Source organism: Pseudomonas sp. PS01299 (assembly GCF_029960145.1).
GTDB lineage: Bacteria > Pseudomonadota > Gammaproteobacteria > Pseudomonadales > Pseudomonadaceae > Aquipseudomonas > Aquipseudomonas putida_A.
Genome location: NZ_JASCPO010000141.1, coordinates 1 through 15,023, shown reverse-complemented (window position 1 = coordinate 15,023; position 15,023 = coordinate 1). Strand labels below are relative to the sequence as shown.

Annotated in this window: 11 protein-coding genes; 9 read left to right on the top strand and 2 right to left on the bottom strand. The window is 61.0% G+C overall.

The window, feature by feature from the left end; all coding sequences use genetic code 11:
- Positions 1-302 precede the first annotated feature (302 nt).
- Genes QMX91_RS21100 through QMX91_RS21075 form a run of 6 tightly spaced genes read left to right on the top strand, consistent with a single transcriptional unit; the run spans position 303 to position 6,253 of the window.
- On the top strand, positions 303-1,397 hold the full coding sequence (locus tag QMX91_RS21100) for an ABC transporter ATP-binding protein (protein WP_282413297.1): 1,095 nt from the start codon (positions 303-305) through the stop codon (positions 1,395-1,397).
- The gene (locus QMX91_RS21095; RefSeq protein ID WP_282413296.1) at positions 1,397-2,506 is read left to right on the top strand and encodes an ABC transporter ATP-binding protein; all 1,110 of its coding nucleotides are present in this window, start codon (positions 1,397-1,399) and stop codon (positions 2,504-2,506) included. The genes QMX91_RS21100 and QMX91_RS21095 overlap by 1 nt, the downstream gene beginning before the upstream one ends.
- Positions 2,503-3,369, top strand: a complete 867-nt coding sequence (locus tag QMX91_RS21090; RefSeq protein ID WP_007961995.1) for a sugar ABC transporter permease — start codon at positions 2,503-2,505, stop codon at positions 3,367-3,369. The genes QMX91_RS21095 and QMX91_RS21090 overlap by 4 nt, the downstream gene beginning before the upstream one ends.
- A 10-nt stretch (positions 3,370-3,379) precedes the next feature.
- Positions 3,380-4,180 (top strand): carbohydrate ABC transporter permease, encoded by an 801-nt coding sequence (locus QMX91_RS21085; protein ID WP_282413295.1) that lies wholly within the window; start codon positions 3,380-3,382, stop codon positions 4,178-4,180.
- 10 nt (positions 4,181-4,190) lie between these two features.
- Positions 4,191-4,463: a DUF2160 domain-containing protein gene (locus QMX91_RS21080; RefSeq protein WP_027614647.1), complete on the top strand. Its 273-nt coding sequence runs from the start codon at positions 4,191-4,193 to the stop codon at positions 4,461-4,463.
- Between the two features lie 47 nt (positions 4,464-4,510).
- Positions 4,511-6,253, top strand: coding sequence for an ABC transporter substrate-binding protein (locus tag QMX91_RS21075; protein WP_282413294.1), 1,743 nt, complete (start codon positions 4,511-4,513; stop codon positions 6,251-6,253).
- Positions 6,254-6,650: 397 nt separating this feature from the next.
- On the opposite strand, the gene QMX91_RS21070 is transcribed toward QMX91_RS21075, so the two are convergent.
- Entirely contained in the window at positions 6,651-8,084 is a 1,434-nt protein-coding gene (locus QMX91_RS21070; RefSeq protein ID WP_282413293.1) for a heavy metal sensor histidine kinase, read from the bottom strand.
- Entirely contained in the window at positions 8,081-8,755 is a 675-nt protein-coding gene (locus QMX91_RS21065; protein ID WP_027614650.1) for a heavy metal response regulator transcription factor, read from the bottom strand. Before QMX91_RS21065 ends, QMX91_RS21070 begins: the two co-directional genes overlap by 4 nt.
- Positions 8,756-9,293: 538 nt before the next feature.
- Between QMX91_RS21065 and QMX91_RS21060 the strand changes: the two genes are divergently transcribed.
- The 3 genes from QMX91_RS21060 to QMX91_RS21050 are packed head-to-tail and all read left to right on the top strand — an operon-like array spanning position 9,294 to position 14,949.
- Positions 9,294-10,541 carry a TolC family protein gene (locus QMX91_RS21060; RefSeq protein ID WP_282413292.1) on the top strand — a complete coding sequence of 416 codons (1,248 nt, stop codon included), beginning with the start codon at positions 9,294-9,296 and terminating at the stop codon, positions 10,539-10,541.
- Positions 10,542-10,590: 49 nt separating this feature from the next.
- Positions 10,591-11,784 (top strand): efflux RND transporter periplasmic adaptor subunit, encoded by a 1,194-nt coding sequence (locus QMX91_RS21055; protein ID WP_282413291.1) that lies wholly within the window; start codon positions 10,591-10,593, stop codon positions 11,782-11,784.
- A gap of 15 nt (positions 11,785-11,799) precedes the next feature.
- A complete protein-coding gene (locus QMX91_RS21050; RefSeq protein ID WP_282413290.1) occupies positions 11,800-14,949 on the top strand; it encodes a CusA/CzcA family heavy metal efflux RND transporter in 3,150 nt (1,049 codons plus the stop codon).
- Positions 14,950-15,023: the final 74 nt, after the last annotated feature.

Here is a 15,023-nt window from a genome sequence, read left to right as displayed (position 1 = left end):
GGGCTTGCTCGCGAAAGCGGTTTATCAGACACATTTACATCGACTGACACACCGCATTCGCGAGCAAGCCCGCTCCCACATTGGATTTTCATCGTTCACAGAATTTGGGCAAAAAGCGTTCATAGAGTGTTGTTCACTATTGTTCATTGTCAATCGCCCAACTGTTCAAATGTGTTCAGCAATGAACGCCCATTCCCCGCGTTTTCGGCCCTTTTCACGACAAATCAACCACTTGCCATTTCTGGCACGAATGTCGCTCTGCTGCACAGGTCGCTTGACTCCAATAATAAAAAGGCCGAGCCATGTCACTCACCCTGGAGCACGTCAGCCGCACCGTCGAGGGCCAGACCTGGATCGACGATGCCTGCCTGAAATTCGAACCCGGATCTTTCAACGTTCTGCTCGGCCGCACGCTGTCCGGCAAGACCAGCCTGATGCGCCTGATGGCAGGCCTGGACAAGCCCGACAGCGGCCGGATCCTGATGAACGGCGTCGACGTCACCCAGCGCCCGGTGCGCCTGCGCAACGTGTCGATGGTTTATCAGCAGTTCATCAATTACCCGACCATGACCGTGTTCGAGAACATCGCCTCGCCGCTGCGTCAGGCCGGTGTTTCCAAAGAAATCATCCAAAGCAAAGTGCTGGAAACCGCGAAGATGCTGCGCATCGAGAGGTTTCTGCAGCGCTATCCGCTGGAGCTGTCCGGCGGCCAGCAGCAGCGCACGGCGATGGCCCGGGCGTTGGTCAAGGACGCCGAGTTGATCCTGTTCGACGAGCCGCTGGTCAACCTCGACTACAAGCTGCGCGAAGAACTGCGCCAGGAAATGCGCGAGCTGTTCAAACTGCGCCACACCATCGCGATCTACGCCACCACCGAACCCAACGAAGCGTTGGCGCTGGGCGGCACCACGACCATTCTTCACGAAGGCCGGGTGATCCAGAGCGGCCCGTCGACCTCGGTCTACCACCAGCCGCAAACCGTGTTGGCCGCCGAGCTGTTCTCCGAACCGCCGATCAACCTGATGCCCGGGCGCATTGCCGGCAATGAAGTCAGCTTCGCCAATTTCGTGCACTTTCCGCTGAACGTCGACCTGCGTCCTGTAGGCGAGGGCGAGTTTCGCTTTGGCGTGCGCCCCAGCCATATCTCGCTGGTGCCGAGCAACGATGACGATCTGGAGCTGGCGGTTACCGTCGAAGTGGCGGAGATCAGCGGCTCGGAAACCTTCCTGCACGTGCGCAACGAGCATTTCCTGTTGGTGCTGCACCTGCCGGGGGTTCACGAATACGACGTCGATGCGCCGATCCGCATCTACATCCCGACTCACAAACTGTTCGTGTTCGATGCGCAGGGCCGTCTGGTGCAGGCACCGGGCCAACGTGTCGCGAGGGTTGCCTGATGGCCGAAATCCGTTTGCAGCACCTCGCCCACAGCTACAGCAAGCAGCCGAGCGGGCCTGACGATTACGCGATCCGCGAGATGGATCACATTTGGGAGCAGGGCGGCGCGTATGCCTTGCTAGGCCCTTCGGGTTGCGGCAAGTCGACCTTGCTCAACATCATTTCCGGCCTGCTCAGCCCCTCGCAAGGGCATGTGCTGTTCGATGGCAAAGCGGTCAACGACCTGACCCCGGAGAAGCGCAACATCGCTCAGGTGTTCCAGTTCCCGGTGGTCTACGACACCATGACCGTGTTCGACAACCTGGCCTTCCCCCTGCGCAATCAGGGCATGGCCGAGGCGAAAGTGCACAGCAAGGTGCAGGAAATTGCCGAAGTCCTCGACCTGCAAAACTTGCTGAGCAAGAAGGCGCGTAACCTCACTGCCGACGAAAAACAGAAAGTCTCCATGGGCCGTGGCCTGGTGCGTGACGACGTCTCGGCGATTCTCTTCGACGAGCCGCTGACGGTGATCGACCCGCACCTGAAGTGGAAACTGCGGCGCAAGCTCAAGCAGATCCACGAGCAGTTCAACATCACCATGGTCTACGTCACCCACGATCAGCTCGAAGCTTCGACCTTCGCCGACAAGATCGCGGTGATGTACGGCGGACAGATCGTGCAGTTCGGCACGCCACGGGAATTGTTCGAGCGGCCGACTCACACCTTTGTCGGCTACTTCATCGGCAGCCCGGGGATGAACCTGATCGAGGTGCAGCCGCAGCCGGGCGGGGTCGGTTTCGCCTCGACGCACTTGCCGTTGTCCGACGCCTTGCAACGGCATATCGAACATGGTCAGTGGAAAAATCTGAAGGTCGGCATCCGCCCGGAGTTCATCCATGTCTGGGACGAGCCGTTTGACGAGGCGATGCAGGCGCGGGTGGTTCACGTCGAAGACCTCGGCACCTACAAGATCCTCACCCTCGACCTCGACGGCGCGCCGCTCAAGGTGCGTCTGGCCGAAGACAAACCGGTGTCGCAGGGCACGGCGTACATCAGTTTTCCGGCGCAGTGGCTGATGGTCTATGCCGATGAGTTTCTGCTTGAAGCCGATGAAGAGGTGCAGCCATGAACAAGGTGCAGAACAACAAGGCCTGGTGGCTGGTGTTGCCGGTGTTCCTGCTGGTGGCGTTCAGTGCGGTGATCCCGATGATGACCGTGGTCAACTATTCGGTGCAGGACATTTTCGACCAGTCCAGCCGCTACTTCGTCGGTGCCGACTGGTACAAGCAGGTGCTGCTCGACCCGCGTCTGCATGACTCGCTGCTGCGCCAGTTCATCTACTCGGCCTGCGTGCTGCTGATCGAAATTCCGTTGGGTATCGCCGTCGCCCTGACCATGCCGACCAAGGGCCGCTGGTCGTCAGTGGTGCTGATCATCCTGGCGATTCCGCTGCTGATCCCATGGAACGTGGTCGGCACCATCTGGCAGATTTTCGGGCGTGCCGACATTGGTCTGCTCGGGTCGAGCCTGAATGCGCTGGGCATCAGTTACAACTACGCGGCCAACACCATGGACGCCTGGGTGACGGTGCTGGTGATGGACGTCTGGCACTGGACGTCGCTGGTGGCGCTGCTGTGTTTCTCCGGGTTGCGGGCGATTCCCGACGTGTATTACCAGGCGGCGCGAATCGACCGCGCCTCGGCGTGGGCAGTGTTCCGCCATATTCAGTTACCGAAGTTGAAAAGCGTGCTGCTGATCGCGGTGATGCTGCGTTTCATGGACAGTTTCATGATCTACACCGAGCCGTTTGTGCTCACCGGTGGCGGGCCGGGCAATGCCACGACCTTCCTCAGTCAGACGCTGACGCAGATGGCGGTCGGCCAATTCGATCTGGGGCCGGCGGCGGCGTTTTCGCTGGTGTACTTCCTGATCATCCTGCTGGTTTCGTGGCTGTTCTACACCGCCATGACCCATTCCGACGCCAACCGCTGAGGGCCCGGCCATGAGCAAGAGAAAGCTGATTCCGCTGCTGGTGTACATCCTGTTTCTGCTGGTGCCGATCTACTGGCTGCTGAACATGTCGTTCAAGAGCAACACCGAAATTCTCGGCGGGTTGACCCTGGTCCCCCAGGATTTCACCTGGCACAACTACAAGGTGATTTTCACCGATCCGAGCTGGTACACCGGTTATCTCAATTCACTGTATTACGTCAGCCTGAACACGGTGATCTCGCTGAGTGTGGCGCTGCCGGCGGCCTATGCGTTTTCGCGCTATCGCTTCCTCGGCGACAAGCACCTGTTCTTCTGGCTGCTGACCAACCGCATGGCGCCACCGGCGGTGTTTCTGTTGCCGTTCTTCCAGCTGTATTCGTCGATTGGGCTGTTCGACACGCACATCGCCGTGGCCTTGGCGCACTGCCTGTTCAACGTGCCGCTGGCGGTGTGGATTCTTGAAGGTTTCATGTCCGGGGTGCCCAAGGAAATCGACGAAACCGCGTACATCGACGGCTACAGCTTTCCCAAGTTCTTCGTGAAGATTTTCATCCCGCTGATCGGCTCCGGCATCGGTGTGACGGCGTTTTTCTGCTTCATGTTTTCCTGGGTCGAACTGCTGCTGGCGCGCACGCTGACTTCGGTCAACGCCAAGCCGATTGCCGCGGTGATGACGCGCACGGTTTCCGCTTCGGGCATCGACTGGGGCGTGCTGGCGGCGGCGGGGGTGCTGACCATCCTGCCGGGCATGCTGGTGATCTGGTTTGTTCGCAACCACGTGGCCAAGGGCTTTGCCCTCGGTCGGGTCTGAGGAACGCATGATGGAATGGATGAGCTGGACCACCCCCACGGCGGGGTTCTTTATTGCCATCGGCCTGCTGCTGGTGGGCATGACCACCTGGGAATTGCGCTCGCCAAGCATCCTGCGACGCGGTTTTCTGCCGATTGCCACCACCCGTGGCGATCGCTTGTTCATCGGTCTTCTCGGCAGCGCCTACCTGCATCTGCTGGTAATCGGCGTCACCGACTGGAGCATCTGGGTAGCGTCCGCGCTGTCTCTGGTGTGGCTGTTGGTTGTGATGCGCTGGGGCTAGTCGAGTCGCTCGGCGATCGTGCTCCGTAACTCAAACTGGAGGTCTCTATGTTCGACAAAAACAATAAGCTGCGACATAGCATTTCATTGGCAGCCTTGCTGGCACTCAGCGGTTTGAGCGCATCTGCCTGGGCCGATGCCTACGAAGACGCTGCGAAAAAATGGATCGGCAGCGAGTTCAAACCGTCGACCCTGACGGCGGATCAGCAGCTCGAAGAATTGAAGTGGTTCATCAAGGCCGCCGAGCCGTTTCGCGGCATGGAAATCAAAGTGGTTTCCGAGACCCTGACCACCCACGAATACGAGTCCAAGGTGCTGGCCAAGGCCTTCACCGAAATCACCGGGATCAAGCTCACCCACGACCTGCTGCAAGAAGGCGATGTGGTGGAAAAAATGCAGACGGTGATGCAGTCGGACAAGAACATCTACGACGGCTGGGTCAACGACTCGGACCTGATCGGTACGCACTTTCGCTACGGCAAGACCGAATCGATCACCGACCTGATGGCCAACGAAGGCAAGAACTTCACCTCGCCGACCCTCGACATCAAGGACTTCATCGGCATCTCGTTCACTACCGCGCCGGACGGCAAGATCTATCAACTGCCCGACCAACAGTTCGCCAACCTGTACTGGTTCCGCGCCGACTGGTTCGAACGCGCCGATCTGAAAGCCAAGTTCAAGGAAAAGTACGGCTACGAATTGGGCGTGCCGGTGAACTGGTCGGCCTATGAAGACATCGCCAAATTCTTCAGCGAAGACGTCAAGGAGATCGACGGCAAACGCGTCTACGGACACATGGACTACGGTAAGAAAGACCCGTCGCTGGGCTGGCGTTTCACCGATGCCTGGTTTTCCATGGCCGGTGGCGGCGACAAGGGCCTGCCCAACGGCTTGCCGGTGGACGAGTGGGGGATTCGCGTCGAGGACTGCCACCCGGTCGGCTCCAGCGTGACCCGCGGCGGCGACACCAACGGCCCGGCGGCGGTGTTCGCGACGCAGAAATACGTCGACTGGCTCAAGGCCTACGCGCCACCGGAAGCGGCGGGCATGACCTTCTCCGAGTCCGGCCCGGTGCCGTCGCAAGGCAACATCGCCCAGCAGATCTTCTGGTACACCGCGTTCACCGCCGACATGACCAAACCGGGCCTGCCGGTGGTCAACGCCGACGGCACGCCGAAATGGCGCATGGCACCGTCGCCGCGCGGGCCGTATTGGGAGGAGGGCATGAAGCTCGGCTATCAGGACGTGGGTTCGTGGACGTTCATGAAATCCACCCCTGAGAAACAGAAACTCGCGGCGTGGCTGTACGCGCAATTCGTCACCTCGAAAACCGTGTCGCTGAAGAAAACCATCGTCGGCCTGACGCCGATCCGCGAGTCGGACATCAACTCGCAGGCGATGACCGATCTGGCGCCGAAACTCGGTGGCCTGGTCGAGTTCTACCGCAGCCCGGCCCGCGTGCAATGGACCCCGACCGGCACCAACGTGCCGGACTATCCGCGCCTGGCGCAATTGTGGTGGAGCCACATCGCCGAAGCGGCCAGCGGCGAGAAGACTCCGCAACAGGCGCTGGACGGCCTGGCCAAGGATCAGGACGCAATCATGACCCGCCTCGAACGCTCCAAGGCGCAAGCAGTATGCGCCCCGAAAATGAACCCGGAACGCGACGCGCAATACTGGTTCGACCAACCGGGCGCACCAAAACCAAAACTGGCCAACGAGAAGCCGCAGGGCGAGACCGTGAGCTACAACCAACTGCTGAAATCGTGGGCGGATGCGCGTAAGTGATGGTTGATGTGTGAAAAGCAAAACGGCACCGTGAGGTGCCGTTTTTTTTGTTGCCTGATCTACCGCTTCCGCGAGCAAGCCACGCTCCCACAGGGTTCTGTGTTGCTTACAAATTCAGAGTGCACCCGAAACCACTGTGGGAGCTTGCCTGCAAGCGATTGCTTTCTGACATTCAACATGGATATCGCCTGATCCGACGCTTTCGCGAGCAAGCTCGCTCCCACAGGTTTTGGCGGTGTCCACACATTTTGTGAATGACTACTGTCCCTGTGGGAGCGAGCTTGCTCGCGAAGGCTCAGTATCAGGCAGTGCAGATGTTGCAGGACCCACCGCCATCGCGAGCAGGTGAAGGCCTACAGGTTTCAGTGGTGGTCACAAAACCTGAGTACCCCGCAAATCACTGTGGGAGCTTGCCTGCAAGCGATGGGGCCATGGGTGTCGCCGCAGGAAAACCGAGGCGGAACACGGTCATGACACCTGGCAAGCTCTTCACCTCCGCTACCCCCTGATGCAGGCTCATGATCGAGCGCACGATCGCCAGCCCCAGCCCGGTGCTGCCCTGTGAGCGCGAGCGGGCGCTGTCGACGCGGTAGAAGCGGTCGAACAGATGCGGCAGATGTTGCGCCTCGATGCCGGCGCCGGGATTGCTCACCAGCAGTGAAGCCTGCGTTGCGCCTTGCTCGATCAGCAAGGTGATGGTTTTGCCGTTCGGGCAATGACGCAGCGCATTCGACAGCAGATTGGAAATCGCCCGCTGGATCATCAGCCGATCGCCCAACACCGATGCGCTGCCAACAACATTCAAATGAATCTGCTTGTCCTGCGCCGCCAGCGAAAACATCTCCGCGACCTTCGCCGCTTCCTCCTCCAGCGCCACCGATTCAAACGGCGCCAGTGCCGACGGATGACTGACCTGCGCCAAAAACAGCATGTCGGAAACAATCCGCGCCACGCGCTCCAGCTCCTCGGTGCACGACACCAGAACGTCCTGGTATTCCTCGCTCGTGCGCTCGCGCGACAGCGTCACCTGGGCCTTGCCCATCAGGTTGTTGATCGGCGTGCGCAGTTCATGCGCCAGGTCATCGGAGAACTGTGACAACTGCTGCACCCCGGCATCGAGGCGATGCAGCATGAAGTTGATGCCCTGCGCCAGTTCGCTCAACTCCTGCGGCATGTTCACCACCGACAGCCGATGCTCCAGGTCCTGCGTCGAGACCATCGCCGCCACTTTGCGAAACTCGCGCAGCGGCGCCAATCCACGCTGCACCGCGCCCCACGCCGTCAGGCCGATGAACACCAGCAACAGCGGCAAGGCAATCAGCGTCGAGCGCAGATAGGCGCTGAGCAGCGCCTGATCGTGCGCGTTGTCCATCGACAGCAGCACCGGCACGCTGCTGCCGTCCTTGAGCCGAATCAGCTTCGACGCGGTAAGGAACTTCGCACCCTCGTCATCGATGCTGTCGCTATAGGCCAACTGCTCGGTAGTGCCTCGTACTGCGCGCAATTCGGCGCGCGGATCCTTCAGTCCCGAGCCGGATTTGAGCAGCGGCGTACGCAGGTTCGAGCGGTCATAAATCGTCAGCGTCAGGTTGTCGTGGCCCATGACCTGATCGAGCAGAATGTGCGGCTTGCCACTGACCTCATTGGCGTCGACGTACAGCGACAGGCTGTGCTCCACCTGCGCCATCTTCTTTTGCAGGCTGTCGCGGGACAGCGCATTCAGCTCATGGGTCAGGGCGAAATAGGCGAGGATCGCCAGGAATACAACCAACAGCGCGCCGAGAATACTTACCGTCAGACCGAGGCGCATCGACAGGCTGGCCGGCCTCATTCTCGCGCCTCCAGCACATAGCCGACACCGCGCAGGGTGTGGATCAGCTTGTTGTCGAACGGGTCATCGATCTTCGCCCGCAAGCGCCGGATCGACACTTCGACCACGTTGGTGTCGCAGTCGAAATTCATGTCCCACACCAGCGAAATGATCTGCGTACGGGTCAGCACCTCGCCGGACTGGCGCATCAACAAGTGCAGCAGGGCGAATTCCTTGGTGGTCAGGTCGATGCGCTGCGCACCCCGAAACGCCCGATGCCGGCCCGGATCAAGCTCCAGATCGGCGACTTTCAACACCTGCGGCACCGGTATGTTTTCGCTGCGGCGCATCAGGGTGCGCACCCGCGCCAGCAGTTCGGGAAACTCGAACGGCTTGACCAGGTAGTCGTCGGCGCCCAGATCCAGACCACGAATCTTGTCCGCCAGCCGCCCGCGCGCGGTGAGCATCATCACCCGCGTCGAGTGGGTGCGGCGCAGTTGCTCCAGCACGCCCCAGCCGTCCAGTTCCGGCAAGTTCACGTCGAGAATGATCAGGTCATACGCCTGCTGTTGCGCCAGATGCAATCCATCGGCACCGGTGGCGGCGTGATCAACGATATAACCACTTTCGGTCAAACCCTGATGCAAGTATTCGGCAGCTTTAAGCTCGTCCTCGACGACAAGGATTCGCATGATCTATCACCACTTTTATTTAATGGATATCTAATTAAGGCAACCCCTCACCCTAACCCTCTCCCCGAGGGAGAGGGGACTGAATGCGGGATATTTCAGAACTACGCCAACGTGAAAAAACTTTACTGAATCCATAATCGACTTGATGTAACAGGTCGATAAAAAACCCGAGACACTTCGGTCGGCCCCCTCTCCCCCCGGGAGAGGGCTGGGGTGAGGGGATGTCCGCAACGATAAAGGTTGTAGCGGCTACAGGGTCAACAACCCAATGCTTTAAACCGGGGCTGTGCGACAGTCCGCCGCAGCGCGGACCACGTGATTCTCGTAAGTTTGATTCCGACAAGTACTGTTCAGCAGTTAACTACCGAGTATTTGTTTCTATGTATTGCGGCAAAGCCGATTGCACTTCGCATCCTAGAACAAAACAACTTTGCCAAACCGTGGATAACGGATTTGTAATGTTCCAGTCACCTTGTCGATAAGTTCAAAACCCTAACGTGGCGGCATCGAAAAATCCTGAATTAAAGGAAGTCCTCCATTGCCCGGTTTAATCGAACTGACGGCGCGATCACGCCTGAACAAAACCGCCAGCGGCCTCTTGTTGCTGGCGTGCAGCAGCCTGGCCAGCGCATCGACCCTGACACTGGATCAGGCGCTGCAAAGTGCCTTCGCCGGCAACCCCGATCTCGCTGCCGCGCAATGGGAAATCGGTATTGCCGAGGGCGATCGCCAGCAGGCCGGGCTGATCCCCAATCCCGAGGTGTCGTGGGAGGCCGAAGACACCCGGCGCAACTCGCGCACCACCACGGTGATGCTCAGTCAACCGATTGAACTGGGCGGCAAACGCGGCGCGCGCATCGATGTCGCCAGCCGTGCGCAGGACGCCGCCGGCATCGAGCTGGAGCGCAAGCGCAATGCCTTGCGCGCCGATGTGATTCAAGCGTTCAACAGCACGCAAACCGCGCAGCAACGCTTGCAGCTGGCGCGCCAGTCGCTGCAACTGGCCGAGCACGGTGTGCGCGTTGCTCAGGGGCGGATCGAGGCCGGTAAATCGTCGCCGGTCGAAGGCACGCGGGCGCAAGTGCAGCTCTCGGAAGTGCGCCTGGAGGTGAGCCGCGCCGAGCGCGATCAGGCCAACGCCTATCAGCAACTGGCGCAGGTCATGGGCGCACCGTTGCCGACTTCGACCAACGTGCAACCCGGCACACAGAACCTCGCCACGCTGCCGCCGCCCGGCCGTTTGCTTGAGCGTCTGAACCAGACTGCCGAGCTGCGTCTGGCGAAGCTGCAGATCGATCAGCGCGAAGCCTCGTTGGGCCTGGAAAAGTCCCAGCGCATTCCCGACCTGACCGTGAGCATCGGCAGCCAGTACAGCGAAACCGAGCGTGAGCGAGTCAACGTGGTCGGGCTGTCGATGCCGATTCCGCTGTTCAACCGCAATCAGGGCAACGTGCTCGCCGCCGCACGGCGCAGCGATCAGGCGCGGGATCTGCGCAACGCCACCGAGCTGCGTTTGCGCACCGAAGTCCAGACCAGCCTTGAGCAATGGCAGACCGCCAACGGCGAAGTCAACGCGTTCAACCAGACCATCCTGCCCGCCGCACAAAGCGCAGTGGACAGCGCCACGCGCGGTTTCGAAATGGGCAAGTTCGGTTTCCTCGACGTACTCGATGCCCAACGCACCCTGATCGCTGCGCGCAGCCAATACATCCAGGCCGTCAGCGAGGCGACCGACGCCCGCGTGCGCCTCGAACGGATCTACGGCGACCTCAGCGTCAGCCCTTGAATTTCACTTTTCAGACAACTGCGCGATGGCACGGCGCAGAGGAGTTTCCATGGATAAAAAACTGATGGTGGTCGCGGTGGCGACCTTGGCGCTGGGCATTGGCCTCGGTTCGATGTGGCCGGCCAATTCAAATATCGACGCGCATGCTGATGAGGCCTCCGAACACGCCGATCACGCCGAGGAGGGCGCTGCCGCCGAAGGCGAACATGCCGAACAAGGCCACATCGAATTGAGCGCCGAGCAGATCGCCGCCGCAGGCATTCAACTGGCCGAGGTGCGGGCGCAAAGCATCAGTCTCGGCTTGTCGTTTCCCGGCGAAGTGCGCTTCGACGAGGACCGCACGGCACACGTCGTGCCGCGCGTGCCGGGGGTGGTCGAGTCGGTGGCGGTCAACCTCGGGCAACCGGTGAAAAAGGGCCAGTTGCTGGCGGTGATCGCCAGTCAGCAAATCTCCGATCAGCGCAGTGAACAGGCCGCCGCGCAACGTCGCTTGGCGTTGGCGCGCACCACCTACGAACGCGAAAAAAAGCTCTGGCAGGACAAGATCTCCGCCGAGCAGGATTTCCTCCAGGCCAGGCAGGCGCTGGAAGAAGCGGAAATCGCCATGAACAACGCCCGACAGAAAATCAGCGTGCTCAGCGGCAGCGTGGTCGCCACCGGCGGCAATCGCTACGAACTGCGCGCACCGTTCGACGGTGTGGTGGTGGAAAAACACCTGACACCGGGGGAGGTGGTCGATGAAACCACTGCCGCATTCACCCTCTCGGATCTGTCGCGGGTGTGGGTCACGTTCGGTGTCTCGCCCAAGGATCTGACCAAAGTGCAGGTGGGCAAACCGGTGACTGTCAGCGCGCCTGAGTTAAAGGCCGAAGTGACCGGCAGCGTGGCGTACGTCGGCAGCCTGCTCGGCGAACAGACCCGCACCGCGACCGTGCGCGTGACCGTGGAAAACCCTAAAGGCTCGTGGCGCCCGGGGCTGTTCGTCACCGCGCGGGTCGCCACCGAGAGCCGCCAGGCCAAAGTCGCCGTGCCGGAAACCGCGATCCAGACCGTCGAGGACAAACCCACGGTGTTCGTGCGCACCGATGACGGTTTCAAGGCGCAGGCGGTGGAGCTGGGCAGCCGCGCCGCCGGCCACGTCGAAGTCACCCAAGGGCTGGAACCGGGCGTGCAAGTCGCCAGCGCCGGCAGCTTCGTCCTCAAGTCGGAGCTGGGCAAAGCCTCAGCCGAGCACAGTCATTAATTCTGGAAGGTCACCATGTTCGAACGCCTGATCCAGTTTGCCATCGAGCAGCGCATCATCGTGCTGCTCGCCGTTCTGCTCATGGCCGGCCTCGGCGTCGCCAGTTATCAAAAGCTGCCGATCGACGCCGTGCCCGACATCACCAACGTCCAGGTGCAGATCAACACCGGCGCCGCCGGGTTCTCGCCGCTGGAAACCGAGCAGCGCATCACTTTCCCGATTGAAACCGCGATGGCCGGTTTGCCGGCGCTGGAGCAGACCCGTTCGCTGTCGCGCTCCGGGTTGTCGCAGGTTACGGTGATCTTCAAGGACGGCACCGACCTGTTTTTCGCTCGCCAACTGGTCAACGAGCGTCTGCAGATCGCCAGGGAGCAATTGCCCGAAGGCGCGGAAGCGGTGATGGGGCCGATTTCCACCGGTCTCGGTGAGATCTTTTTATGGACGGTGGAAGCCCAGGAGGGCGCGCTGAAGGACGACGGCAGCGCCTACACGCCGACCGATCTGCGGGTGATTCAGGACTGGATCATCAAGCCGCAGTTGCGCAACGTGCCGGGCGTCGCCGAGATCAACACCATCGGTGGTTTTGCCAAGGAATATCAGATCGCGCCGGACCCGAAACGCCTTGCCGCGTACAAGCTCACCCTCACCGATCTGGTCACGGCGCTGGAGCGCAACAACGCCAACGTCGGCGCCGGCTACATCGAGCGCAGCGGCGAGCAGTTGCTGATCCGCGCGCCGGGGCAAGTGGCGAGCACCGAGGACATCGCCAACATCGTCATGGCCAATGTCGACGGCACGCCGATCCGGGTGAAGAACGTCGCCACGGTGGAAATCGGCCGCGAACTGCGCAGCGGTGCGGCCACCGAAAACGGTCGCGAAGTGGTGCTGGGTACGGTGTTCATGCTGATCGGCGAAAACAGCCGCACCGTTTCGCAAGCGGTGGCCAGCAAGCTGGAACAGATCAATAAATCCCTGCCGCAAGGCGTGATCGCCGTGCCGGTCTATGACCGCACGCACCTGGTCGACAAAGCCATCGCCACAGTGAAAAAGAACCTGATCGAAGGCGCGATTCTGGTGATCGCGATTCTGTTCCTGTTCCTCGGCAACATCCGCGCCGCGCTGATCACGGCAATGGTGATTCCGCTGTCGATGCTGTTCACCTTCACCGGGATGTTCAGCAACAAGGTCAGTGCCAACCTGATGAGCCTCGGCGCGCTGGACTTCGGGATCATCGTCGACGGCGCGGTGGTGATCGTCGAAAACACCCTGCGTCGTCTGGCGCATGCGCAGCAGCATCACGGCCGTTTGTTGACCCGCGCCGAGCGTTTCAAGGAGGTCTTTGCCGCGGCGAAGGAGGCGCGCCGACCGCTGATTTTCGGCCAGTTGATCATCATGGTGGTGTACCTGCCGATCTTCGCCCTGAGCGGCGTCGAAGGGAAAATGTTCCACCCGATGGCGTTCACCGTGGTCATCGCTTTGCTCGGTGCGATGCTGCTGTCGGTGACCTTTGTGCCGGCAGCGATTGCGCTGTTCGTCACCGGCAAGGTCAAGGAAGAAGAGGGCGCGGTGATGCGCGGTGCACGTCGGGTGTATGCGCCGGCGCTGGCCTGGGTCATGGCCCATCGCACGGTGGCCGTGGGCGCGGCGTTGGGCGTGATCGTGCTCAGCGGCGTGCTCACCAGCCGCATGGGCAGCGAGTTTGTGCCGAGTCTCAGTGAGGGGGATTTTGCCCTGCAAGCGCTGCGCGTGCCGGGCACCAGCCTGACGCAATCGGTGGACATGCAGCAGCGGCTGGAGACGCTGATCCTGGCCAAAGTGCCGGAGGTTGAACGGGTGTTCGCCCGCACCGGTACGGCGGAAATCGCCTCCGATCCGATGCCGCCGAACATCTCTGATAGCTACGTGATGCTCAAACCGAAGGATAAATGGCCAGACCCGAACAAGTCCCGCGAAACACTGATGGCCGAGTTGCAACAAGCCGCCGCGACGTTGCCGGGTAGCAACTATGAACTGTCGCAGCCGATTCAACTGCGCTTCAACGAACTGATCTCCGGTGTGCGCAGCGATGTCGCAGTGAAGGTGTTCGGCGATGACATGGACGTGCTCAACGCCACGGCAGCGAAGATCGCGGCGGCGATGCAAAAGGTCAACGGCGCCTCTGAAGTGAAAGTCGAGCAGACCACCGGGTTGCCGGTGCTGACCATCAACATCGACCGCGACAAGGCGGCGCGTTACGGGCTCAACGTCGGTGATGTACAGGACACCATCGCTGTGGCAGTGGGCGGGCGTCAGGCTGGGACCTTGTATGAGGGTGATCGGCGTTTCGACATGGTGGTGCGCTTGTCCGATGCCATGCGCAAGGACATCGACGGCTTGTCGGCGTTGCTGATTCCGGTGCCGGCGCTGAGCGGTGCGGCGAATCAGATCGGGTTTATCGCGCTGAAAGACGTCGCCAGCCTCGATCTGGTGCTCGGGCCGAACCAGGTCAGCCGCGAAAACGGCAAGCGCCTGGTGATCGTCAGCGCCAACGTGCGCGGGCGGGATATCGGCTCGTTCGTCAGCGAGGCGGGTGCGCTGATCGAGCGTGATGTGCAGGTGCCGGCCGGTTATTGGACCAGTTGGGGCGGGCAGTTCGAGCAACTGCAATCGGCGGCCAAGCGCTTGCAGATAGTCGTGCCGGTGGCGCTGCTTCTGGTGTTCGGCTTGTTGTTCATGATGTTCAACAATCTGAAGGACGGCTTGCTGGTGTTTACCGGTATTCCGTTTGCCCTGACCGGCGGGGTGATGGCGCTGTGGCTGCGGGATATTCCGTTGTCGATTTCCGCTGGCGTGGGGTTTATCGCGTTGTCCGGGGTGGCGGTGCTCAACGGTTTGGTGATGATCGCGTTCATTCGCAATTTGCGCGAGGAAGGGCGCTCACTGACGGAGGCAATCAACGTCGGCGCGCTGACGCGGTTGCGGCCAGTGTTGATGACCGCGTTGGTGGCGTCGCTGGGGTTTATTCCGATGGCGCTGGCAACCGGCACCGGTGCTGAAGTGCAGCGGCCGCTGGCAACCGTGGTGATCGGCGGAATTCTGTCCTCGACGATTCTCACGTTGCTGATCTTGCCCGCGCTGTACCAGATCGCCCATCGCCGGGATGAGGACACCGTACCGTCTGAGTAGGTGATCTCCTGTGGGAGCGGGCTTGCTCGCGAAGAGGCCGTGTCAGTCGACATCAATGTTGGATGACACACCGC